This window comes from Sphingomonas glacialis, assembly GCF_014653575.1.
GTDB classification, from domain to species: Bacteria; Pseudomonadota; Alphaproteobacteria; order Sphingomonadales; family Sphingomonadaceae; genus Sphingomonas; species Sphingomonas glacialis.
Window position 1 is genome coordinate 542542 of the sequence record NZ_BNAQ01000003.1, and the last position, 23026, is coordinate 565567.

The window sequence follows — 23026 nt, forward strand, 5'->3', positions numbered from 1 at the left end:
CGTTAAGCCTAGAGGGCACTCGCAACGACGGTTCAGCGAATCGCAGCAATCACGATAGGCCTTGGGTAAGCGCAAAGCGCGATCTGAGGCGAATTTTTCAAGGTGCCGTATTGTCGAAAACTTGACGCATTTGCATTGCAAGGTGTCTTGCGTGACTCGGGTGTGGGGCGGGGAAGCCGGTGAGTATGAACGAGATCAAACACGTTAATCAACTGTTGATGCTAAATGGTGCGGTGCTTGTCGATCAAGCCTATCGGCATTTCCTCAAGAGGTCGCCCGATCGCGGTGGTCGCGAACATTTTCTTGCCCGATTGCGCAATGGCGATAGCAAAGAAATGATCGTCCACGCGATTGCCAACTCACCCGAGGCTCGGACAATGCGTTCGACTCTGGAAGGCATGAACGAATTTAACGACCGTTTCGAGCGGAGCAAGAAGGCCGCGAAATCGTCGGTTGGCGTCGCGACTAATCATATCAGCCGCTTGCTAAGCCGCATGGAGTTGGGGTTCGGTCAGTCGCAGGATAAGATCCTCGAGCGCCTTGCGGCGATGGAGTCGGCCGTTGAGGATTTGCAGCAAACCGCGGTCAACACAGTCGTCGTGTCACCCGGCCCGAGCGCTGTTTCACCCGATACACCGGAAGTGAAGGTTTCAATAAGGCGGGGCGTGGCTTTAGCTGATTTTAAGACCCCCGCGGACTTCATTTTGGATCTTCAAAGCAAGATTCGCGGCTCCGCTGAAGCCGGCGTCTTCGCATCCGGCAAGCAATAAGCGCGCAAAGGGTAAGATTTCAATGTTGCTATCGACAGATTTTTCGGGCCGAATAATCCAGCTGACTGATGCCCTTGATCGGTTTGACGCCGTGTCGAACCACGTTGTCGCGCTCGACCGCGTACTTAAAAGTGGTGGATTGGACAGTCTTATCACGTCGCGCTTTGCGCATCCCGACCGCGAACATCTGCGCATTGCACGAGACCTTGTGTCGATTAGCGATAAAGATATTCTTATCGTCCATTATTACGGCTATAGTGAAGGGCTTGAGGCCTGGTTAGCGGATCAATATTGCACGAAGATTATAGCATATCACAATATAACCCCGCATGGATTTTTCGAAAAATCCAACAGCGCTTACGAGTTCTGTCAAAAGGGTCGAGACCAGCTCGCAGATATTCTTCCAAGCTTCCATTATTTTTGGGGGGATAGTCAATTTAATGTCGACGAGCTCGTCGAGCTTGGCGCCGAGCCAGCAAAGACCGCAGTCATCCCCATTATCGTCGATCCGTTCAAGGTCGCTGGCGGCGCGATAGAGCGGCGTGCGGATCAGTGGGTATTCGTTGGCCGCGTCGCGCCAAACAAGGGTGTCGTCGAGCTAGTTAACCTGTTCGCCGATACGCACCGGAGCAATCCCGGTGCGGCGCAAGCGCTGGTCATTGTAGGGTCGTACGATCCGACGGATCACTACGGGAAAAGGGTCGCTGACGCCGTCGAGCGGAGCGGCTTGAGCCCCAGAATTCGTATCACTGGCAAGGTCACGGACGAGGAGCGCGACGAGGCGTTGCTGTCTTCGAGCGTTTACGTTTCGCTAAGTGAACACGAAGGCTTCGGCGTGCCTCTCGTTGAGGCGTGCTATTTCGATCTGCCGACGATCGCGCTCGATCGTGCGGCGGCGGCGGAGACGTTGGGCAATCGCGGTGTCTATCAGGACGTCCGGGCCGCCAGGGCCGAGATCCTGCTCCTCAGCGAGGATGCGGCGGCACGGCAGCAGTTGCTGGCTTTGCAGAAGGACAATGCCCGTCGTTTCACGTCCGGCGCTGTCGGCGTCGCTCTGTCGCAGGCTCTCGGTATGGTCTTGCCGAAAAAAAACCATTTTCGGACCGTATCGGTCGTCATTTGCACCTATAATCGGTGCGACCATCTCGAGCGGTGTCTCGAATATCTCACCTATCAGGCGCGCGACGATTTTGAAGTCATTGTCGTGAATGGTCCGTCGACGGACCGCACGAATGCGGTTCTCGATCAGTACAAGGGGCGGATTAAGCTCGCCTTCAACCCCGAGCGCAACCTTTCCAAGTCGCGCAATATCGGCATTGATCTTGCCGCGGGCGATATCGTCGCGTTTATCGATGATGATGCGCTGCCTTTCGATGACTGGGTCGATAAGATCCTCGCTGCGTATAACGAACGACCGCTGACGGTCGCAGGTCTTGGTGGGCCGGCGTATTACGCGGGTACGTTCTGGTTCCAGGCGGAAGATAACGGGATTGACGCTGACTGTCAGGTCAAGGTCAATATCAACAGTAATGAAATCGGTAAGGATGGCTGGTGCCGGTACAATACCGGTACCAACGCAACGTTTACCCGCGCCCATCTTAGCGAAGTTCGGGGCTTCGATGAGCAGTATGATTACTTCCTCGATGAATCCGAGCTATGCTTCAGAATCCAGAAGAATAATTATTTGGTGGCATACGTTCCTGACATCTACGTCAGGCATGAATTTGCGCAGAGCCACAACCGAGATGGCAAGTTCAAGTATAATTGGTTCACGATCTGCAAGAACACTGCGTATTTCATCGCCGTGCATAGCGGTCGGTCGGGCAATGATCTGCGCGATTTTATCGATCGCCGCATGCAGGACGAGCGCATCAAACCGCTCAACGATGCTGTCGTGGAAGGGAAGCTCGATTCTGCCGAGCGTGATCGCCATGTCGACGCGATCCTGAAGGGCGTAGCACAGGGGTTGAGCGACGCTGCATCGGCGCCGCGGACGCGCGCGATTGCTGATCGGCCGGCGGCGTTCCTGCGGTACGAGGTGCGCCGCGATCGCTGCGCCGTCGGCCGCGACATAAAGCCACTCCACATTTGCATTGTGTCGAGGGAGGCCCCGCCCTTCGCGGGATCGGGCGGCGTTGGCACGCTGTATTACCATCTCGCGAGTGAGCTTTTGCTCATGGGGCACCATGTTTCGCTGCTCGTGCCCAGCGGCGAGGACTATGTTCACCGGCAGGGGCGCCTGTCGGTGTATTTCACTACGCCGATAGCGTTTCAGTTGCCCGAGATGGACAGCGGCTTTGGTGGTAATGTCGAGTGGTCGTTGACCGCCCTCAGCAAGTTGGCGTTGATCCAAAAGGAGCGGCCGATCGATGTGGTCGATGGCGCGCTGTGGGACACCGAGACGCTAAGCTTCGCGTTGCTCGATCCCGCGACGCGACCGCCGTTGGTCGTCCGCCTTGTGACGCCATACGCCGTCTCGGCGGATCACAACCAGTGGAACCCTTCGGCGGATCAGCTCGCTTTGTTCATGGAGGGCGAAAGGTCGCTCATTCGAAATGCCGATGCGGTCATACCGATCAGCTATATGATCGAAGGCACGTTGATCGGTAAGTACGGGCTCCAGCGCGATGCGCGCTGGTCGGTTGGGCATTGCGGCATTGCGCATTGGCCCGCGTTCGACGTGAATGAGGGCTATGGCGAGTTCCCAGAGCTGGGAATGATCGATCAAGCTACGTTGCAGGACAGTAAGCTCGTTGTGTTTGTCGGACGGCTCGAGCGCCGCAAGGGGATCGACCTGATCTACGAGGCGGCGCGGCAGATTTTGGAGGCCGACCCCAAAGCTTTGCTGATCTTGGCCGGCCGCGATCCGGAGGGCTGGGCGGAGCGTTTCCGACAAGACCTCGATGGTCCCCTCGCACGTCGCTTCGTTGCGCTAGGAGAGGTGTCGAACGCGACACGTGAGAAATTGCTGGCGCACGCATATTGCGTCCTCTTTCCTTCGCGCTACGAATCCTTCGGGCTTGTGCCGCTAGAGGCGTTCGTGCACGGTACGCCCGTCATCGCAAGCCGATCGGGTGCGATCCCCGAGGTCGTAATCGACGGAGATTGCGGTATTTTGTTTGAAGTGGATCGGGCCGACGGGCTTGCGCGGGCAACCATCCGGCTCTTGGGCGACGAGGGGCTGCGTACCGAAATGGCTTCTCACGCACGTCAGAGGGTTAAGACATTGAGTGCCCGCAATAGCGCGCTGCACTCTATCGACGTCTACTCGCGGTTGTTGGAACGCAATCGCTCTCCAATCAGCGAGTGATGACTGCAAGGTCTGAACGGCTTCGTAAATCCGACGTACCGTGCTGATTTTGCAGGGTTCAGACCTTGCCATCTTGATCATCTCGCGCAGCAAAAAGTAGTGAATAGGGGCGTCGTATGAGCCGAAATATAGTCGTGACGAGCAACTGCCAGACCGGTGGTCTGGCAGCAGCGCTGCAGGCCATCTTCCCACGGGATACGATAAACCCGATGCCGATCAACCTGTTCGAACCGGGCGGCAGATTCGAGGCCAATATGAACGTGGTTCGCGGATCCGATGTCTGGGTGACGAGTGCACCTGCTCAACTGCTCGAATTCGGCGCTGATGGTCCTAAGGTCGTTCGGACGCCGACGATAAATTTCGAGGCCTTTCATCCGGACCTCGGTTACGTTCTTCCGTCGGCCCAAGAGGCGCCGATCGAGCCGCATTACAATTCCATTATTGCGGTTTGGGCCTTCGTGAATCGGATCGATGCCAAAGACGCTGCTGCGTTGTTCAATTACAACGCTTTCCGCGATTTAGGCTATCTGTCCTTGTGGCAGAACCAGGCGGAGCAACTGCAAAACGATTTTGTCGCCGCTGGCGTCGACTTTTCGCGGTTCTTCTTGTTTGCGAAGCGGCAGGGTGCGTTCATGTACTCTGTCAATCATCCAATCGCCGAAGTATTGGTATTTCTTGCTAAGCAGTTGTCCGTCAAGATGGGAGCGAGCGAATCGATATTCGATCGTGAGATCCGTATCGTCGATGGCCTGTCTAACGTCATATGGCCCATTTATCCCGAAATCGCCCAGTATTATAGTCTGGCGGGTTCGTATTGTTGGAAGATGTCCGATCGGCAATATCTGACGAGTCTGCCAGAGTATCTCGATTGGGCTTACGCCAATATGGAACAATATGGCCTGAAAAAAGATTTGATCGTTTTGAGGCGTCCAATTGGCGAGTTAGACGAAATCCTTTTCAACAATTTTAAGATGGCAGCATGACAAACCCATATCGCGGTCTTGAAGACTTTCGCTTTTGGTCCAAGGCGATGGCGGGCCCGCCGCCAGGTCGCGTTGATCCCGTGACGCGTGGCGGTGAGATAACTCAGACGGATAAGGTGGCGACCATGGGAAGCTGTTTCGCGCAGCATATCGCCCGCCGCATCAGTGATTCTGGCCTGAATTATTTCGTTCCGGAAGGTGCCCCTTCCGATATGGCAGCGGACGTGGCCGCATCGATGAACTACGGCGTTTTTTCCGCCCGGTATGGCAATATCTATACTGTTCGCCAAGCGCGCCAGCTGTTCGATCGCGCATTCGGCACCTTCACTCCGCAAGACGATGTGTGGGAAGCGCGGGGGGAGGCGGGAGGTTACGTCGATGCGTTTCGTCCTCAAATCCAGGTGACACCCTTTTCTAGTCCCGAGGCAGTACGGGCTGCTGCCGCTGAGCATCTTGCGTATGTGCGGCGCATCTTTCTCGAAAGCGACTGGCTGGTCTTCACACTTGGATTGACCGAAGGCTGGGAGTCGACGGTCGACGGCGCGATCTATCCCCTGGCGCCCGGTGTCGGGGGCGGAGCGTTCGACGCTGATAAGTATGCCTTCCATAACTTTTCGGCGGAAGAGGTGACCGAGGACCTTCGCGCGTTCATCGAACGCGTTCACGAGGTTAATCCGAAGATCAAGATCATCCTGACGGTGTCACCCGTGCCGCTGATTGCGACGTACGAGCAGCGCCATGTTTGGGTCTCCACGACTTTCAGCAAGGCAGCGCTGCGCGTCGCAGCCGACGTGGCAGAGCGGTCCTATGATTTCGTCAGCTACTTTCCATCCTATGAAGTGATCACTTCCCCGGCGGCCGGGGGCAGATACTACGCTGACGATCTTCGCGAGGTAAGGCCTGTCGGCGTCCAGCATGTCATGCGACTGTTCGGCGAACACTTCTTCCCCCAGGATCGAGCTCTGCCGCCGATCGAGCCGATCGGTGCACGAGTCGATCTCCTGTCGAGCCGCAATATCATCTGCGATGAGGAGGCGATCGAGCACTCGCTCAAGGCGAGCGGCTTCTAGAATCGAGATTGTCCTGAGCGATCCGGTCACTCGAGGCGAGCCCGAGGGCGCTGCTGGGGCGTTAATCTCGGCACCGCTGATAAGCTCGCCTGTCGATTTGGCGTTAGGCGGGCGCGAAAATGTGGTGACGGTCGAGCGCTAACGCGCTTTGGTACAATTTAGGGTTCGGCTGAAAAGTAGGTCGATTGAGAACGGAATATTCGATGAGTTTTGTCAGCGTAGACAATTTGCCACTGAGACGTGCAGCCGATATTAATTGGTTTCACTCTTTCGAGCTTCCCGACGGCAGTTTTATCGAAGGGATCAAGCCGCTAGATATCCAACGCGCCGAGGCCGACATCTATTTTTCGAGTGGTGTCGAAGGCAAGACGGTGCTCGATATCGGAGCGTGGGATGGCTTTTTTTCATTTGAAGCTGAACGGCGTGGTGCAAAGCGCGTTCTCGCGACCGACCATTTCTGTTGGTCGGGCTTGGGGTGGGGGACCCGCGATGGGTTCGACTTCATGCACGATAGGCTGGCGTCTCGCGTTGATAGCTTGGATGTTGACTTGCTCGATCTCGATCCAACTGTCCTCGGTCGGTTCGACATAGTGCTCTTTCTTGGTGTCTTGTACCACGTCAAGGACCCTTATAGTTGCCTCGAAGCTGCGGCGCGTATGTCCTCGGATCACTTGGTAATTGAGACCGTCACGGCACTCGCGCAGGAGCCGCTGCCAGCAATGCGCCTTTATAGACCTGGCGAGCTGGGTAACGATCCCACCAACTTTTGGGCGCCGAACATTCCGGCGATTGAAGTCATGCTGAAGAGCTTTGGTTTTTCGAAGGTTGAGGCGTTGCCGTCGCCGGTGTCGCCGGAGCATCCTCTGAAGCGGACTCTAGGTTTGAATTCGCTGAAGCGGTCTCGTCCGAGCGCTGAGCATAGGACTATCATTCACGCCCGTAGATAATCTGCGACTGTCCCACGGTCCCCGGGAACCTGACTGTACGTTTCGAAATGCTGATTTTCGCTGTATTGTAGCGCTGCTTTTTTATCACTATCACGGTGGAGCCTTCTCCATTGTACCGATCGGGAATGATGGTTCCTACAGACCGCTCGATGCTTTGCCGTTGTCGGGCTGGAAATATTTCGAGCCCGAACGCGTGCTCGGTTTCCATAAGACAATGATGCCCGGCGCCGGGGGCGTGTCTGAATAACTCAAGTTGAGATTAGACGGGTTTGTAAATCGATAATTTTGGTAATGACACAAGTTTATCGATAAGTTACAAGGCTCTCTGTGAGCCTGAAATAGTCAGCGCAAGAGATCCGCACCTTCGAAACGAAGTGGACGAGATCTCGTGCCGACACAGTCGTCGATTAGGCGGACGTTTCATGGCGTGGACTGGTTCGGTAGGATTGAATTTTCCCTCACCTGTTGCGCTTTGCGGCGCCGGTTTTTTCGTCGAGCTCCGACTGGATGCCCCAACAAGACCATGCGGATTGCATGGTCTACGGCTGACGTGACGGCGTGGACGCCCGCTGCATCGGCGTAGCTGCGCAATACTTCGGTTGTTGTAGGTCAATGTGGGACGACCCTTGCGGCGCAAGAGATTTTGTGCGGCGATGAGCACCGGTCGGGTGCATCCACGTGTTCGGCCTGTTCGCGCAGCACCGGATGGCCGCGTGGCAGCTGGCCCTAATGAAGTCCGCAGGCAGGCTCCGTAATCACGTCATCGCGCTCGACGCACTGTGACTTCCTTGGTTCTGCCGACTCCCTGTCTGACCCGTTCGTCATCACTGCTCAGCTACTCCTACGCCTTCCGGCCTAGGGCGTTACACGGCGGCGCCCACGACGGTCACGCGGCGGACGCCGCTCGGACTTCGTTGGGTGGTAAGCTTGGTCTGAGGACCGCGGAACGGTAATCCCTGATGGGTAGCTACCTGTTGTTGGGTTAAGTTCAGAGAATGAATGATCGGCGGCGCAAACTCCTGACGACAGCTTCTAAAAAAGAAGGCGATGAATGGGTTTGGTATGCAAACACGTTCGCAAAAGAGGTCCCAGTCAGCGCGGAGGAGCGTGAACCTTATCTCAATTTCAATCCTTTAGTGTCAGGACTCATAACCACCAGGTGGTGCGGCTACGAGGTATATAGCGCCGAGAAGGTTGGTGGCGAATTTGCCTACTCGGCTTCGGCGATGGTTTGCTCGTCAGCCCGATGCCAGTTCCAGGGCATAAGCTCGTCCCAGTGTGAGGCTGGCCAGTTGCCGGCGATCTTTGCAATAACGTCGGCAATGTACGCCTGCGGCTCGACGCTGTTGAGCTTGCAGGTCTCGACGACCGTGTAGATCGCGGCAGCGCGCTCGCCGCCGGCCTTTGATCCGGCGAACAGCCAGTTCTTCCAGCCGACCGCGATGCTGCGCATGGCGCGTTCGGCAATGTTGTTGTCGATCTCGAGACGGTCGTCGTCGACGAGCCGCGTGAGCGCGGTCCAGCGCTTGCAGCCATAGGCGATTGCCTTGGCGACCTCGGACTTTGGTGAGACGCCGCAGCGCATCGTCGAGGACGTTACGAAGCGCGTCGATCACGGGTGCTGCGCACTCCAGCCGGGCTCGTCGTCGGACATCTGGCGGCGCCCCGCGGATCTCGTCTGCGATCTTATAAAGCGTGGCGATCCGGCTCAGCAGGTCGGTGGTCAGCGGAGTCGGGCTGGTCGTGTGGATGTCAAAGATTTTGCGCCCGAAATGCGCCCAGGGGGCCACCTCGGTGATACGGTTGGTGGCGTAGAGCTGGTCGTAGCCGGCATAGCCGTCGGCCTGCAGGAAGCCGGTGAAGCGGCCGGGCTGGGCTCTTGGATGGGCGCCGGTGCGATCTTGGTTGAAGTGATACCAGACCAGCGGCGGACTGGTGGCGCCGGAGCCGCGGTCGTCGACGACATAGGTCCATAGCCTGCCGGTCGCGGCTTTGCCGCGGCCACGGTCGAGCAGCGCCGATGCATGGCCGGCCCAGCCGGCAAGCGTCGAACGATCCAGGTCGATCCCCTGGACCGCCATCATCTCTCCCTGGCGATAGAGCAGCAGGTGATGATCGAACTTGGCGACGACGACATAGGCCAGCGTTGCGAACGTTGCCTTCCGCGCGCGATCGCCTTCACCGGCGCGGCCGCCTGAACGACCTTGTCGCAGGAGCGGCAGCTGTACTTGAGGCGGATGGTGCGCACGACGCGCCACTGAACGGGCACAGCGTCGAGCATCTCATCGCTATCCTGACCCAGCGGACGCAAGGCGCCGCCACAATCGGGACAGGTGCAGCAGCCGTGCTCGGGCTCGATCCGCTGCTCCTCGCGCGGCAGGTGTTCCGGCAGGGCCCGGATGGGCGTCCGTCGCTCCGCGCTGACGGGATCGGTGCGCTGTATGCTGGCCACGACTGCCTCGGCCTCGAGCTCTTCGAGCGCCAACTCCAGTTGTGCGATCTCGTGGGTCAGCTTCTCGGAGGAAGTGCCGAACTGCATCCGCCCGAGGCGCGCGATCGGCACGCGCAGCGTGTCGATGAGGATATCGCGGGCGGAAATATCGGCGCGGGCCGATGCCAATGCGGCCTCGAGCTCGGTGGTGCGAGCGTTTTTGTTAGGGAAGGAAAAGCCTGCGTCCGACACCACGATTACATAGCAGATCGGGCGCCTCCGGACCAGAAAAACTGCTTAAATCCAATTGTTTCAGCCCGCCAAAGACGGCACAAAAGTGCGTTCCGGGCGTCGCCAGTCGATCCCTTTGAGGAGCATCGAAAGCTCGACCGCAGTTGTCGCAACCGAGCCGGTCGCGGTCGACGGCCAGACAAACCGGCCGCGGTCCATCCACTTGGAAAGCGGGTACAATCCCTGACCGTCGTATGAGAGAAGCTTGACCAGATCGCCCCGCTTGCCGCGAAACGCGAACAGCGAGCCCGAATGAGGGCTCTGCTGCAATATCTGCTGCACCAGCACCGCTAGGCCGTCGAACCCCTTGCGCATATCAGTCGCGCCACAGGCCAGGAATATCCGGGTCGAAGGAGGACGCGGGATCATCGCGCCAGGACGCCGATCACCCGCGACAGCGTGTCGACATCGACCGACGCATCAACAGTCAGGCGCACGCCGGACTGCAGCTCGATCCTTATCCGGCCGCGGCCAGGCTGGGCGACAGCCCGCGCCGGCAACGTTGCTGCCGGCGCGGCAATCTGGACTTCGGTGAAGCTGGGCTGGGACGGCACAGTCACCCCGGTCAACGCGCCCGACATCGCTTGCCGGCGCCGGGTATAGATCGCGCCGCTGCCGACCTCGTGGCGCTCGATCGCTGCGCGAACCGAACCCTCCGGCCCGAATGCATCGCGCAGGATCGCCAGCTTCTGCTCGACGGTCCAGCGCCGCCGACCTGACACCCGCCCTACGATCTCGATCCGAGCGCTCATACGACCACTCGTATGACTGCTCGTTCGTTCACCCGCTGGCTCTTCGGGTTCGTCTGACATCCGTGTCCCGCTAAAAGGCTGTTGTTGCCCCTTAGAGGCCTGACAGAGCCTCGCAGGTTTGCGCGATGAACTCGCGGGGTGATCGATAGCGCAAAGCGCGGTGCGGATGTACCTCGTTATAATGGGGGAACCAGCCAGGCAGTTGGTCGATAACGCTCTGCGCATTTGGCCTAGGGTTCAGGCGGACATAATCGCGCTTGAGGTTGCGGACGAACGCCTCCGCCATGCCGTTCGATTGAGGACTGCTGACTGGCGTCGTGCGCGGGATCATTCCAATGCCCCGGGCGAAGGCGCGTGTGTTGCGAGCGGTGTAGCAGCTGCCGTTATCGGTAAGCCACTCGATCGGTTCGGGCACTCGGTTCACCTGTCCGTAGCGATGCTCGACCGTGGCGACCATCAAGTCCTGGACGTCCTCTGCGGTGATGCCGCCTGTTGTCGCCATGTGTCCCATGGCCTCGCGGTCGCAGCAGTCGAGCGCGAAGGCGACACGCACCTTCTCGCCATTGTCACAGGTGATCTCCAACCCGTCGGAGCACCAGCGGGTGTTGCGCAGATCGACCGCGACCCGGCCATCGTGACGCCGTTCGTCGCGGCGTTCGCCGTCCCGCTGTAGCAGCAGCCCATGCACCTTAATGACGCGGTAGACGCGTTTCGGATTGGGCGCTTCGCGCCCGGTCTTTTCGGCCTGCCGGCGCAGCAGAGCATGAACGCGGCGATAGCCGTACGTTGGCAGATCAGCGACGAGCGCACGGATGTCGGCAACCAACTCAGCATCCGGCGGCGGTGGTCGTCCGCGTGGTCGGGACGCTGGACGATGGTTCATTGCAGACAGGTGTGGGCGGGTGATGCCGACCGCCTTTGCGACCGCGCTCACCGTCCATCCCGCGGCAACGAGGTCGAGCGCAACAACCGTTTTTTTGGGCCTGCGGCCCGGGACACGGCCTCGCGGAGCAGTTCGTGCTCCATAGCCGTCTTGCCGAGCAGTCTGTGTAGTTCGCGCACCTGCGCCTCGAGCACACGGTATTTAGACGCCGGCACCACTTCCTCGCCAGCTGCCGCGGCGGTCAACGCACCCTGTGCCATTAGCCGACGCCAGGTGAAGATCTGATTGCCGCCGATGCCGTACCGGCGGGCGACGAGCGACACGCTCATCCCGAGCAGATACGTCTCCTCCACGATCCGGACCATCTCCTCCGGTGTCCATCGCCTCCGGCGCTGAACACCGGAGAGAACCTCGCCATCGTTGTAACGCCTGGTCTTACCGTCAGTCATATGCCTCACTCTTAGCTAAGAGCGGGGCCCTGTCAGGTCATTTAAGGGCCCACCTCAAAGGGCGAAAATCAGCCCGCGGGCCGAGCATCCAGCAAGGTGGCCGTCAGAACACGCTTACGTTGGGTGATATAACCGCCCAGGTGATCCGCGCTGTCGTGTGGCGCGCGCTACGGTGCGATGTTCGCCGGTTTGCGCTCGAGAAGCTGTGCCGACCAAGGTCGGCGACCTGCAGTCTAGCGCGCCATGCGCATGACTACCGTCGCGCCGACTACGACTAGCTGCCCTCAATGCTTGGTGGTCCCGCCGAGCCGCTCCTTGCCGCCGGAGCTGTTCGCTAGTGGGGTAACCCGGAGCCATGCTGCGAATTGTCTTCCAGATCGGAACAGCCAGGCATTCGGCACCGTCGCTATTATAGCGGACGCGGCGATAGGACCGATCCCCGGTATCGTGGTGAGCCGTCGGCTCGTCCGTCGGCGCGGTGCCACGCGAATATCTGGGCTTCGAGCCGGTTTACCTCGCTCGAGAGCGCCCGAAGCTGGGGGGCAAGGGCGTGCACGGCGAGCGGGGTTGGACGGGCAGCTTGTCCTGCTGTTCGTGCAACGCTTTCAGCATCGCTGTCACGCCGCCCGCGCCGACACCTGTAACGACGCCGTACTCGGCCAGGTGCCCTCGGAGCGCGTTGAGGAGCATCGTCCTTTGTCGCACCGTCAGGTCGGGGCTTTTGTGGAGCATCGACAACGGCTGCTGGTCGACGGTCTTCAGCGCAATGAACCACATCGTTGGACGTGTCACCGCCTCGCAAATGGCGTCGGCGTCGGCTGCGTCGGTCTTCCCGCGCTTCCCATAGGGCTTCAAATAGGCCGGTGGCATCAGCCGCTCCTCATCCCCAACTTTATCCGCTACCGAGCCCAATTGTTCGCCGACGCACATGACTCAATGCCGACCAGACACGCTGCACGATCAGTGAAAAAGTCAATCAGTTCTGCGTGCCGTAGCTTGCGCCGCATCAGAACTGCACCGTCGCGGCCGATCGCGTGCACTTGAAAAACGCTCTTCGCCAAATCGAACCTGACGGTAACAATCTCCTGCTTCATCTGCCGATCCCGAGACGTGGACCTACAACGACCGCAATATTGCGCGGCTACGCTGGTGGAGGGGCCGTCCACGCCATCACTTCAGAGGCGGCAGCGGAGTTATCTCCACAGCCGACCGGCCACTGCGCGAATCAAGTTATTGCTTATACAGGCGAAGATAAGCATTGTGGCGATCGTCGCTGCTGGTTGGGCGACGGCATGATAGCTAATTGGTCGCACGCGTGCCGGCCAACGCGCGGCGCATGCTACCCCTTCACCACCGCATCGATCGCCATCAGCCGCGCGAGCAGCGGCTCGAGCTGGTCGAGCGGCCAGCTGTTGGGGCCGTCGGACAGCGCTTGGTCGGGGTCCGGATGCGTCTCGAGGAACAGCCCCGCCACCCCCGCCGCGACGGCCGCGCGCGCGAGGACGGGCACGAACTCGCGCTGGCCGCCCGAGCGGTCGCCTTGCCCGCCCGGCAATTGCACCGAATGCGTCGCGTCGAACACCACCGGGCAGCCGGTACCCTGCATGATCGCCAGGCTGCGCATGTCCGAGACGAGGTTGTTGTAGCCAAAGCTCGCGCCGCGCTCGCACACCATGATGTTGCCGTCCGAAACGCCGGCGCTCGTCGCGGCGGCCCGCGCCTTGGCGACGACGTGCGTCATGTCGCCGGGGGCCATGAACTGCGCCTTCTTGATGTTGACCGGCTTACCGCAAGCGGCAACCGCCGAGATGAAATCGGTTTGCCGCGCGAGGAAGGCGGGCGTCTGGAGGACGTCGACGACCTCGGCCACCATCTTCACCTGGTCCTCGGTATGGACGTCGGTCAGCACCGGAAGCCCGGTTTCGGCGCGCACTTTCTCGAGGATGCGCAAGCCTTCTTCGATCCCCGGGCCGCGGAACGACGTGCCCGAGCTGCGGTTCGCCTTGTCGAACGAGCTCTTGTAGATCAGCAGCACGCCGAGCCGGTCGGCGATCGCGCGAAGCTGGGTCGCAATCGCCAGCGACTGGGCCTCGCTTTCGATGACGCACGGCCCTGCGATGAAGAAAATCTGGTGGTCCGGGCCGACCGCTTGTCCGCACAGCTGCATGGTCACGCTTTCTCTGATGGTTTTGCCCCTATGGCTTTTTGCGTAAGGGAGCGCGTATATAGCGACCTGCGCTCGAGCAGCGGTGGAAGTCAATTGGATACCGGGCCATGGCATCCATGCCGGCCGTAAAGGCATGGCAGAAGGGGATTTTATGAAAGCGATCGCGCTTAGCAGCTCGCAACATCCTGGTTTGCTCTCGGCACTGCGCACCACGCGAATCCAGATGGCGGCGCTTCAGGCGCTGTCGCTCGCGCTCAACGAATTCCCCTTACGCGACCGATTCCTCGAAGCCGTCGATACGATTGCCGCAAATACGGGGCGACTCGTCGTAACCGGCATGGGAAAGAGCGGGATCGTCGCGCGCAAGATCGCCGCGACGATGCGGTCGACCGGGACGCCGTCGCTGTTCCTCCATCCCAGCGAAGCGAGCCACGGCGATCTCGGAATGATCGGTCGCGAGGACATCGTGTTCGCGCTCAGCTGGTCGGGCGAGACCACCGAGCTTGGCGATATCATCGCCTATTGCCGCCGATTCGGCATCCGCCTGATCGTCGCGACCGCGTTTGCCGAGAGCACTGCCGGACGCGCTGCCGATCTGTGCCTCACCTTGCCGCAAGTGCGCGAGGCGTGCCCCAACGAACTCGCGCCGACGTCGTCGACCACGGTGCAAGTCGTGCTCGGTGACGCATTGGCGGTCGCGCTGATCGAGCGGCGCGGCTTCACGCGCTCGGACTTCCTCGCTTTCCATCCGGGCGGCCGCCTCGGCGCGCGACTCGCAACCGCGGCGCAGTTGATGGCAAAGGGTGACGACATCCCCGTGGTCAAGGTCGGCGCGAGCTTGATCGAGGCGACGATCGAGATGAGCCGCAAGCGCTGCGGCTGCACCGCGGTGGTCGACGAGGGTGGGCGACTGCTCGGCGTCTTCACCGATGGCGATTTGCGCCGCGCGGTCAGCGGCGATCACATGCATGCCGATATTCGCGACCATATGACGCTCAAGCCGATTACCGTCGGACCCGAGATCCTTGCCTCGGACGCGCTGCGGATCCTCAATGAAAAGGCGGTGTCGGTGCTGTTCGTCGTCAGTGGCGAAAAGCTCGTCGGGCTGATCCACTTGCACGACATCCTGCGCGCGGGCGTTGCCTGACGCTGCAATGCCCGACCTGATCGTAATTCCAGCGCGCTATGGCTCGACGCGGTTGCCGGGCAAGCCGCTGGTCGAGATCGCCGGGAAAACGCTGTTGTCGCGCGTCGTCGCCGTCGCTCGCGAGGGCGCGCGGCGGGCAGGCAATGCCGAGATCGTCGTGGCGACCGACGATGCCCGTATCCTCGATCACGCGCACGCGCTCGGCTGCGACGCGGTGCTGACCGCAAGCGCGATCACCTCGGGTTCGGGGCGGGCCTGGGCGGCGGCGCGCGACCGCGCGCCCGAGATCGTCGTCAATTTGCAGGGCGATGCGCCGTTCGTCGATCCGGCGATGATCGCCGCGCTGATCGGTGCCTTGCGCGACTCGAGCAGCGCGGTCGCGACGCCGGTGGTGCAGCTCGACTGGGATACGCTCGACGCGATGCGCGCGCACAAGCAGACCTCGCCGTTCAGCGGCACGACATGCGTGCGCGATAGCGAGGGCCGCGCATTGTGGTTTTCCAAGATCATCCTTCCGGCGATGCGCAACGAGGCGCAGCTGCGCGAAGCGAGCGCGCTGTCGCCAGTGTTTCGCCATATCGGCCTGTATGCCTATCGCTTCGCTGCGTTGCGCGAATTCGAGGCAACCCCGCCGACGCCCTACGAGCAGCTCGAGGGGCTCGAGCAATTGCGCTTTCTCGAATCGGGGGTCGAGATCCGGACCGTCACGGTCGCGCCGCCGCGCCATGCCATGTCGGGGATCGACACTCCGGCGGACGTCGCGCTGGCCGAGCGGCTCATAGCGCAGTTCGGCGAGCCCGAGCACGCATGGCGCTGAGGGTCACGATCGTCCGTCACGGCGACACGTTCGAGCCGGGCGTCGCGCCGCGGCGGATCGGTTCGCGGACCGACTTGCCGCTCGTCGCGAGCGGGCGGGCGCAAGCGCAGGCGTTGGGCGCCGCCTTCGCGGCTGGCGGGCAGCGCTTCGATCGCGCGCTCACCGCGCCGCTTGCGCGCAGTCGCGAGACGCTCGCGCTGATCCTCGCCGCGCAAGCCGCGCCGCCGCCGGTCGAGACCGCCGACTGGCTCACCGAAATCGACCATGGGCCCGATGAGGACATGCCCGAAAGCGCCGTGCTCGCGCGGATCGGCGCGGCGGCGATCGAGGCGTGGGATCATGCCGCGCACGCCCCCGATGGCTGGAGCGTCGACCCTGCGCAGCGCGTCGACGGGTGGAAGGCGCTCTGGGCGTCGGGATCGGGCAACATCCTCCTCGTCACGAGCAACGGCGCGGCGCGGTTCGCCTTGCTCTCGGACGCAGGACTGCACGAACAGGCGGCTTCGTTGCCGACGCTCAAGCTGCGGACGGGCGCCTTCGGTACGATCGTTCGCGACGCGGGCGGGCTGCGATTGGGCGATTGGAACCGTCGGCCGTAAGCTTTCGCCCGGTCGCACAAGCCCTTGCATCGCCAGGGGGATTGCTGGAGAGCCACGCGATGCGCCTTCCCTTGCTTCGATTTCCGGCATTTCCGGGCGCTGCTGTGGCCGTCATCGACACGACGAGCGCGCTCAGCGAGCGCGTGCTCGCGCCCGGAGCGATCGAATCGCTGTTCGCCGCGATCCGTGCGGCGCGCGTCGGCGGAGCGTTTTGGGCGCCGGCGAGCGCGGTCCAGGGCGCGGCGACCATCGTGCGTCTGCGGACGCGCGAAGATATCGACAGCGTACCCGCAGCGCTCGCGCCAGCGGCTTTATGGTCGATGCCCGCGGCATTGGTGCGCGACGCCGCGGTGCACGCTCGCGTGGATGCCGCGCGGATCGTCGCGACCGAGATCGATCCGTGGTCGGTGCTCGATCGTGCCACGACGCTCGTCGCCCACGGTGACGACGAATGGGTCGCGCTCGCGGCGATCGCTGGTTGCGCGGTCCATTTGCTCACGGCTGGCCGCTTCGGCGCGCCCGGCGACGATGCCGCCACGCTCGAAGCGCGCGTCGCGAGCGACCTCGCGCAGACCGCCTGTCTCGACCCGTTCACCGGCCAGACCGCCGACAGCGGCGCAATGATCGCCTGGCTCTGCGATCTGCGGCAGAGTTTTGCGGCAAATCACGGGCTCGTCGCGGCGTGCGGCTTCAGCTGGTGGAAGCGGCTTGAGATCGCGCGCTTCCTGTGGACGCCCGCGCACCCGTTGCGCTTCTTCTGGTCGGAGCAGCGCGCGATCGCGCATGCCGCGCGGATGGGCGGCGCGATTGCGGTGTGGCCGTCGCGCGTTTCGGCCGGGTTGGCGGCGGCGGCCGCGGCGCGGGGCGTCGCGCTGGTCCGTGTCGAGGATGGCTTCGTGCGTTCGGTCGGGCTCGGCAGCAATCTCGTGCCCCCGTCGTCGATCGCGATCGACCGGCGCGGCATCCATTACGACCCGACGCGCGCGAGCGATCTCGAGGTGCTGCTGGCCGAGGGGGAATTCCCGCCCGCCTTGCTCGAGCGCGCGCAGCGGTTGAGCGCGACGATCCTGGCCGCCGGGATCAGCAAATATGGCGGCGATGCCGCGCACAGCTTTCCCGAACGCGCCGTCGGCAAGCGGCTGGTGCTCGTCGCGGGGCAAGTCGAGGACGACCAGTCGGTGCTGCTCGGCGGGGCGGGGCTGACGAGCAATCTCGAGGTGCTGCGCCGTGCGCGCGTGCTCGAGCCCGATGCCGAGATCTGGTTCCGTCCGCACCCCGATGTCGATGCCGGGCATCGCAAGGGCGCGGTGCGCGACGACGACGCCCTGGCGCACGCCGACCGCATCGTGCGCGGCGGGACGATGGCGCGGCTGCTCGATCTGGTCGATGCCGTCCATGTGCTGACCTCGCTCACTGGGTTCGAAGCGCTGCTGCGCGGGCGGGCGGTCACCTGCCACGGCGTGCCGTTCTACGCCGGCTGGGGCCTGACGCGCGATCTCGCGCCAATCCCCGATCGCCGGGGGCGGCGATTGGGGCTGGCGGAACTCGTTGCCGCGGTGTTGATTGTCTACCCGCGCTATCTCGATCCGGTTACGGGATTGCCCTGTCCGCCCGAGGTGCTGATCGCGCGCATGGCGAGCGGCAATGCGACGAACAGATTGGCCTGGGTGACGAAGTTGAAGCAAGTGCAGGGACGTTTGACGATGGGGTGGCTATGAGCGCGGGCGAGGTCATCCTCGACGTCTCGCGCTTGCTGTCGCGCGCGCGGCATCAGACTCCGTCCGGCGTCGATCGCGTCGAGATGGCGTATGCGCGCGGGTTGCAGGCGCGGCTCGGCGAGCGCTTGGGCTTTGCCGCGGTGCATCCGTTCGGCAATTACGGCCGTCTTTCGCGCGCGCGAACGCTCGCGTTTCTCGACGCGACCGAGGCGCGCTGGGCGAGCGCGCGCGGCAAGGGCGGGCCGCGGCCGATCGCCGAAGTGATGCCGACGCTGCTCAACCTGCTGCCGACGCGGCCGCGGCCCGGCCCCAACGCCGTCTACGTCCAATCGTCGCCGCACCATCTGACCAAGCCCGATCTGGTGAAACGGATCCTCGCGCACGAACAGGCGCGCTTCCTGTGCTTCGTCCACGATCTGATCCCGATCGAATATCCCGAATATGCCCGACCCGACGGGGCGCGGCTGCATCAGCAGCGCGTCGACACGATCACGCGCTTTGCCGACAGTGTGATCGTGAATTCGGTATCGACCGCCAAATCGCTCAAGCCGTTCCTCTTGGCGGCTTGGCGCTCGGTCGACGTGCGCGTGGCGCTGCTCGGCACCGAGGAGATCCCGCACGTCGCGCCGCTGCCGAGCGCGGCGGCGGAACGGCCGTATTTCCTGTGTCTCGGCACGATCGAGCCGCGCAAGAACCATTTGCTGCTGCTCAACCTGTGGCGCGCCATGGCGCAGCAGATGGATCCGGCGGCGATCCCGCGGCTGATCATCGTCGGGCGTCGCGGCTGGGAGAATGAGCAAGTCGTCGACATGCTCGAGCGCTGCCCCGGTCTCAAAGGCCATGTCGAGGAGCTCAACGGCTGTTCGGACGAGCGGATGCACGCGCTGCTGCGTGGTGCGCGCGCGCTGGTGCTGCCGTCGTTCGCCGAAGGCTATGGCATGCCGGTGGCCGAAGCGCTGTCGGTCGGCACGCCGGTGATCTGCAGCGATCTGCCCGCGCTCCACGAGGCCGGTGGCGCCGCGCCCGATTTCCTCGATCCGCTCGATGGGCTCGGCTGGGAGGCGGCGATCCTCGATCATGCGCGTGCCGGGCCGATGCACCACGCGCAACTCGAGCGGATGCGCGGCTGGAATCCGCCGACCTGGCACGATCATATCTCGATCCTGTGCGACGCGATCGAGGCGCTGCAACGCTAGGCGCCTGACGGGGTGGGGGATCGCACTGGACGGCGGCGCGTTTGTCGGCGCGAAGGAGTTCCCGCATGCCCGACCTCGATAGCACGACGCCCGCAACCGCAAACCGCGCGGTGCGCATCACCCATTTCGGCGGCCCCGAGGTGATCGAGGTCACCACGATCGACACGCCCTATCCGGCGGCCGACGAAGTGCTCGTCCGCGTCCATTCGGCGAGCGTCAATCCGGTCGACTGGAAGACCGCCGAGGGCAAATATCCGCCGGTCGGCGAAGATGCGCTGCCGATCGTGCTCGGGCGCGATCTGGCTGGCACGATCGCGCAAGTCGCGGATTCGGACTGGAGCGTCGGCGACCGCGTCTTCGCCTTTATCGGGCAGGATCGCGGTGCGCAGAGCGTCTTCGTCTGCGTCAAGACGAGCGAGCTCGTCGCGATGCCGGACGCGATCGACTTCGACGCTGCCGCCGGATCGGCGCTTGCGGTGATGACCGCATGGCAGGGGCTGTTCGATCATGGCGGGCTCACCGCCGGGCAGCGCGTGCTGATCCACGGCGGTGCAGGCGGGGTCGGGCACATGGCGGTGCAGCTCGCGCGCTGGAAAGGCGCGACGGTGTTCGCGACCGCATCCGGGCATGACCTCGATTTCGTCCGCAACCTCGGCGCCGATACGGTGATCGATTACAAGAACGCGCGGTTCGAGGATATCGCGACCGATCTCGACATGGTGTTCGATACGCAAGGCGGCGAAACGCAGGCGCGTTCGTTCCGCGTCATCCGCGAGGGCGGCATCCTCGTCTCGACGCTCGATCCCGACACGGCCAAGGCGGCCGAGCACAAGGTGCGCATCGTGCCGCGCTGGCATGCCGAGCCGGATGCCGCCACGCTCGGCCAAGTCGCCGACTTGCTCGCGTCGGGCGCGCTCAAGGTTACGGTGGCCAAGACCTTTCCGCTCGAGCAGGTCCGCGCGGCGCACGCCTTTGCCCAGGACGAGCATCCGCGCGGCAAGGTCGTGCTGCGCCTGGTCTGACGCAGCACGACGGCGCGGGCTCAGCCGAGCCCGCGCCCGAGCACGCGCGTCAGCCGCGCCGAGAACGCGCGCGGATCGACCGGCAGCTCGCCATCGGCGATCCGCGCTTCGTCGAACAGCAGATGCGCGGCGTCCTCGCGCAGCGCCGGATCGGCGCCCTCTGCGCCGAGCTGCTCGATCAGCGGATGGCGCGGGTTGATCTCGAGCACGGGCTTGGCGGCGGTCTCGAGCCGGCCCGCGCCCGCCAGCAGCTTCTCGAGCTGGCGGTCCATCCCGGTATCGGGCGCGACGAGGCAGACCGCGCTTTCGGTCAGGCGCTCGGACACGCGCACGTCGGACACTGCATCACCGAGCGTCGTCTTCACGAAGGCGATGAAGTCGTTGACCGTCTCCGATGCAGGCGGCGTCGGCTCGGTGCCTTCGGGAAGCGCGATCAGGCTGAGATCGGCAAGGCCCTGTGTCACCGACTTGAACGGCTTGCCGTCGAAATCCATGCCCGCGGCGGCCCAGAAGCTGTCGACATGATCGGTGAGCAGCAGCACCTCGATCCCGCGCGCGCGGAACCCCTCGAGCTGCGGCGACGAGGCGAGCCGGTCGAGATCGGGCCCGAGCGCGTAATAGACCGCGGTCTGGTTGTCCTTGAGGCCGGCGGCATAGTCCTTGAGCGAACGCCATTCGCCGTTCGAAGTGGTCGTCTTGAAACGTGCAAGGCCGAGCAGCGTCTCGCGCCGCGCATAATCCTCGTACAGGCCTTCCTTGAGCACCGCGCCGAACGTATCCCACAGCTTGAGATAGCGCTCGGTGTCGTTCGCCGCGAGCTTGTCGAGTTCGCTCAGCACGCGGTTCGACACGCCCTTCTGGATCGCGGCGAGCACCGGGCTGTCCTGGATCATCTCGCGCGAGACGTTGAGCGGCAGGTCGCTCGAATCGACGAGCCCGCGCACGAAGCGCAGATAGCGCGGCAGGATTTCGGCCTCGTCGGTGATGAAGACGCGGCGGACATAGAGCTTCATCCGCCCGGCGCGGTCGGGATCGAACAGGTCGAACGGCTTGGTCTCGGGGATGAAGGCGAGCACGGTATATTCGTGCATGCCTTCGGCGCGGTAATGCAGCGTCAGCGCAGGCGCGTCGAACTGGCCCGCCACGCTGCGGTAGAAATCGGTATAGTCCTCGGGGCTGATCTCGGCCTTGGGCTTGGTCCAGAGCGCGGCGCCGTCGGCGATCTGCTTGGGCTCGGCGTCGGGTGTGTCCTTGAGGAAGATCGGCACGGGGACATGGCCCGACTGCGCCTTGATCGTCCGCTCGATCGTGAAGGCGTCGGTATAGCTGGTCGCGTCGTCCTTGAGCTGGAGCAGCACGCGGGTGCCGCGCGCAGGCGCTTGGGCGATGTCGACGGGTTCGATCGTATAGGTGCCCTGGCCGTCGGACGACCACAAGGCCGCGGTCTCGGCGCCAGCGCGGCGCGAGACCACTTCGACCTGATCGGCGACCATGAACGCCGAATAGAAACCGACGCCGAACTGGCCGATCAACTGGCTGCCCTCGGCATCCTTTGCGCCCGCAATGCGATCCATGAACGCCTTGGTGCCCGAGCGCGCGATCGTGCCGAGCGCTTCGCCGAGCTCGTCCTCGCTCATGCCGATGCCGTTATCCTCGATCGTCAGGCGACGCGCTTCGGCGTCGAGCGTGACGGTGATGCGCGGCTGGCCGTCATCGCCGAGCAGGGCGGCGTTGCTGAGCCCTTCGTAGCGCAATTTCTCGCACGCATCGGCGGCGTTCGAGATGAGCTCGCGCAGGAAGACGTCTTTGTCCGAATAGACCGAGTGCACCATCATATGCAGCAGCTTGGCGACATCGGCTTCGAAGGAACGCGGGGTGGTGGTGGTGGTCGTCGTCATGGGGCCACGGTCTCTCCGGTTGATGAAGGCTGCGACATGGACGTCGCGCCGAGGCGTTTCAAGATCGCGCCGACCGACCGCGACGTGCATGTCGCCCGTCGCGACTTCCGCAATGCGTTCCGATGGTTGCGCGCCAACGTCTCGCGCTGGATTTGCAGCTAGCGCCACCATAAGGCGCTCGGGCGCGTTGAGCGATCGGATCCAGGGCTTTCTCGCGGGGGAGGGGATCGACCGCTTTGCCGATCGCGACACGCTTGCGGCGACCGCGGTGGCTGGTTTCGCCGCCACGCCGGGGCCGAACGCGAAGGCGTTTCTGCGGGCGCTGTGGGATATGCCGGTGCCGACCGGCGAGCAGCGCTATGTCGACGGAATGCTCCAATTGCTCAGCTTGATGCATTGCAGCGGCCATTTCCGCGTGATCGACGGGCGTGAGGGGGCGGTGCGGGGGTAGCGCCGCAATCGCGATGCAGCGTTCGACGTACGTTGACGTCGCGGCTTTGCGATTATAGTCAGACAATATAATTGAAAATGCAAGGCCTCGCGCGGGCCGTGCCGGGGGGAGGGGGATGCGGGTCA

Annotated in this window: 18 protein-coding genes and 2 pseudogenes; 13 read left to right on the top strand and 7 right to left on the bottom strand. The window is 62.9% G+C overall.

Features of this window, described 5'->3' with window-relative positions; translation table 11 throughout:
- The first annotated feature begins 185 nt into the window (after positions 1-185).
- The 5 genes from IE187_RS13310 to IE187_RS13330 all read left to right on the top strand — a co-directional run bounded on the left by IE187_RS13310 (position 186) and on the right by IE187_RS13330 (position 7080).
- Entirely contained in the window at positions 186-770 is a 585-nt protein-coding gene (locus IE187_RS13310; RefSeq protein WP_189676624.1) for a DUF4214 domain-containing protein, read from the top strand.
- A 22-nt stretch (positions 771-792) separates the two neighbouring features.
- Positions 793-4080 carry a glycosyltransferase gene (locus tag IE187_RS13315; protein ID WP_189676625.1) on the top strand — a complete coding sequence of 1096 codons (3288 nt, stop codon included), beginning with the start codon at positions 793-795 and terminating at the stop codon, positions 4078-4080.
- A 116-nt stretch (positions 4081-4196) separates the two neighbouring features.
- Positions 4197-5063: a WcbI family polysaccharide biosynthesis putative acetyltransferase gene (locus tag IE187_RS13320; RefSeq protein ID WP_189676626.1), complete on the top strand. Its 867-nt coding sequence runs from the start codon at positions 4197-4199 to the stop codon at positions 5061-5063.
- The gene (locus IE187_RS13325) at positions 5060-6133 is read left to right on the top strand and encodes a GSCFA domain-containing protein (RefSeq protein WP_189676627.1); all 1074 of its coding nucleotides are present in this window, start codon (positions 5060-5062) and stop codon (positions 6131-6133) included. Before IE187_RS13320 ends, IE187_RS13325 begins: the two co-directional genes overlap by 4 nt.
- A 203-nt stretch (positions 6134-6336) precedes the next feature.
- Positions 6337-7080, top strand: a complete 744-nt coding sequence (locus IE187_RS13330) for a class I SAM-dependent methyltransferase (protein ID WP_189676628.1) — start codon at positions 6337-6339, stop codon at positions 7078-7080.
- Positions 7081-8290: 1210 nt separating this feature from the next.
- Here the strand turns inward: IE187_RS13330 and tnpC are convergent.
- The 6 genes and pseudogenes from tnpC to kdsA all read right to left on the bottom strand — a co-directional run bounded on the left by tnpC (position 8291) and on the right by kdsA (position 14053).
- Positions 8291-9763: pseudogene (gene tnpC, locus IE187_RS21720) on the bottom strand (IS66 family transposase).
- A 60-nt stretch (positions 9764-9823) separates the two neighbouring features.
- Positions 9824-10171, bottom strand: coding sequence for an IS66 family insertion sequence element accessory protein TnpB (gene tnpB / locus IE187_RS13340; protein WP_189676629.1), 348 nt, complete (start codon positions 10169-10171; stop codon positions 9824-9826).
- Positions 10168-10554 carry a transposase gene (locus IE187_RS13345; RefSeq protein WP_189676630.1) on the bottom strand — a complete coding sequence of 129 codons (387 nt, stop codon included), beginning with the start codon at positions 10552-10554 and terminating at the stop codon, positions 10168-10170. Before IE187_RS13345 ends, tnpB begins: the two co-directional genes overlap by 4 nt.
- A gap of 91 nt (positions 10555-10645) precedes the next feature.
- Positions 10646-11886 (bottom strand): IS3 family transposase gene (locus IE187_RS13350; RefSeq protein WP_189676631.1). Its coding sequence is split into 2 segments (ribosomal slippage): positions 10646-11539 and positions 11542-11886, totalling 1239 coding nucleotides; the frame shifts between segments, so codons are not numbered across the junction.
- 103 nt (positions 11887-11989) lie between these two features.
- Positions 11990-12980: pseudogene (locus IE187_RS13355) on the bottom strand (IS110 family RNA-guided transposase).
- A gap of 245 nt (positions 12981-13225) precedes the next feature.
- Positions 13226-14053: a 3-deoxy-8-phosphooctulonate synthase gene (kdsA, locus tag IE187_RS13360; RefSeq protein ID WP_189676676.1), complete on the bottom strand. Its 828-nt coding sequence runs from the start codon at positions 14051-14053 to the stop codon at positions 13226-13228.
- 151 nt (positions 14054-14204) lie between these two features.
- On the opposite strand from kdsA, the gene IE187_RS13365 reads away from it, so the two are divergent.
- The 6 genes from IE187_RS13365 (at position 14205) to IE187_RS13390 (ending at position 20552) form a co-directional block, all read left to right on the top strand.
- Complete coding sequence (locus tag IE187_RS13365; protein WP_133190920.1) at positions 14205-15200, top strand: KpsF/GutQ family sugar-phosphate isomerase; 996 nt, start codon at positions 14205-14207, stop codon at positions 15198-15200.
- Positions 15201-15207: 7 nt separating this feature from the next.
- Positions 15208-16017 carry a 3-deoxy-manno-octulosonate cytidylyltransferase family protein gene (locus IE187_RS13370; protein WP_189676632.1) on the top strand — a complete coding sequence of 270 codons (810 nt, stop codon included), beginning with the start codon at positions 15208-15210 and terminating at the stop codon, positions 16015-16017.
- Positions 16008-16616 carry a histidine phosphatase family protein gene (locus IE187_RS13375; RefSeq protein ID WP_189676633.1) on the top strand — a complete coding sequence of 203 codons (609 nt, stop codon included), beginning with the start codon at positions 16008-16010 and terminating at the stop codon, positions 16614-16616. The genes IE187_RS13370 and IE187_RS13375 overlap by 10 nt, the downstream gene beginning before the upstream one ends.
- A gap of 104 nt (positions 16617-16720) precedes the next feature.
- The gene (locus IE187_RS13380) at positions 16721-18334 is read left to right on the top strand and encodes a capsular polysaccharide export protein, LipB/KpsS family (RefSeq protein ID WP_308435277.1); all 1614 of its coding nucleotides are present in this window, start codon (positions 16721-16723) and stop codon (positions 18332-18334) included.
- The gene (locus tag IE187_RS13385) at positions 18331-19530 is read left to right on the top strand and encodes a glycosyltransferase family 4 protein (RefSeq protein WP_189676635.1); all 1200 of its coding nucleotides are present in this window, start codon (positions 18331-18333) and stop codon (positions 19528-19530) included. Before IE187_RS13380 ends, IE187_RS13385 begins: the two co-directional genes overlap by 4 nt.
- Positions 19531-19595: 65 nt before the next feature.
- Positions 19596-20552, top strand: a complete 957-nt coding sequence (locus tag IE187_RS13390) for an NADP-dependent oxidoreductase (RefSeq protein ID WP_189676636.1) — start codon at positions 19596-19598, stop codon at positions 20550-20552.
- 20 nt (positions 20553-20572) lie between these two features.
- On the opposite strand, the gene htpG is transcribed toward IE187_RS13390, so the two are convergent.
- Complete coding sequence (gene htpG, locus IE187_RS13395; protein WP_189676637.1) at positions 20573-22450, bottom strand: molecular chaperone HtpG; 1878 nt, start codon at positions 22448-22450, stop codon at positions 20573-20575.
- A 36-nt stretch (positions 22451-22486) separates the two neighbouring features.
- On the opposite strand from htpG, the gene IE187_RS21620 reads away from it, so the two are divergent.
- Positions 22487-22612 (top strand): hypothetical protein, encoded by a 126-nt coding sequence (locus IE187_RS21620; protein WP_268249511.1) that lies wholly within the window; start codon positions 22487-22489, stop codon positions 22610-22612.
- Between the two features lie 25 nt (positions 22613-22637).
- Complete coding sequence (locus tag IE187_RS13400) at positions 22638-22901, top strand: hypothetical protein (protein WP_189676638.1); 264 nt, start codon at positions 22638-22640, stop codon at positions 22899-22901.
- The last annotated feature ends 125 nt before the right edge of the window (positions 22902-23026 follow it).

Excerpts from the sequence above, each read along its gene's own strand:
- IE187_RS21620 (WP_268249511.1), top strand. The coding sequence starts at position 22,487 with ATGGACGTCGCGCCGAGGCGTTTCAAGATCGCGCCGACCGACCGCGAC.
- htpG (WP_189676637.1), bottom strand. The coding sequence starts at position 22,450 with ATGACGACGACCACCACCACCACCCCGCGTTCCTTCGAAGCCGATGTC.
- IE187_RS13385 (WP_189676635.1), top strand. The coding sequence starts at position 18,331 with ATGAGCGCGGGCGAGGTCATCCTCGACGTCTCGCGCTTGCTGTCGCGC.
- IE187_RS13325 (WP_189676627.1), top strand. The coding sequence starts at position 5,060 with ATGACAAACCCATATCGCGGTCTTGAAGACTTTCGCTTTTGGTCCAAG.
- IE187_RS13310 (WP_189676624.1), top strand. The coding sequence starts at position 186 with ATGAACGAGATCAAACACGTTAATCAACTGTTGATGCTAAATGGTGCG.
- IE187_RS13330 (WP_189676628.1), top strand. The coding sequence starts at position 6,337 with ATGAGTTTTGTCAGCGTAGACAATTTGCCACTGAGACGTGCAGCCGAT.
- kdsA (WP_189676676.1), bottom strand. The coding sequence starts at position 14,053 with ATGCAGCTGTGCGGACAAGCGGTCGGCCCGGACCACCAGATTTTCTTC.
- IE187_RS13375 (WP_189676633.1), top strand. The coding sequence starts at position 16,008 with ATGGCGCTGAGGGTCACGATCGTCCGTCACGGCGACACGTTCGAGCCG.
- IE187_RS13390 (WP_189676636.1), top strand. The coding sequence starts at position 19,596 with ATGCCCGACCTCGATAGCACGACGCCCGCAACCGCAAACCGCGCGGTG.
- tnpB (WP_189676629.1), bottom strand. The coding sequence starts at position 10,171 with ATGATCCCGCGTCCTCCTTCGACCCGGATATTCCTGGCCTGTGGCGCG.
- IE187_RS13365 (WP_133190920.1), top strand. The coding sequence starts at position 14,205 with ATGAAAGCGATCGCGCTTAGCAGCTCGCAACATCCTGGTTTGCTCTCG.
- IE187_RS13345 (WP_189676630.1), bottom strand. The coding sequence starts at position 10,554 with ATGAGCGCTCGGATCGAGATCGTAGGGCGGGTGTCAGGTCGGCGGCGC.
- IE187_RS13315 (WP_189676625.1), top strand. The coding sequence starts at position 793 with ATGTTGCTATCGACAGATTTTTCGGGCCGAATAATCCAGCTGACTGAT.
- IE187_RS13370 (WP_189676632.1), top strand. The coding sequence starts at position 15,208 with ATGCCCGACCTGATCGTAATTCCAGCGCGCTATGGCTCGACGCGGTTG.
- IE187_RS13320 (WP_189676626.1), top strand. The coding sequence starts at position 4,197 with ATGAGCCGAAATATAGTCGTGACGAGCAACTGCCAGACCGGTGGTCTG.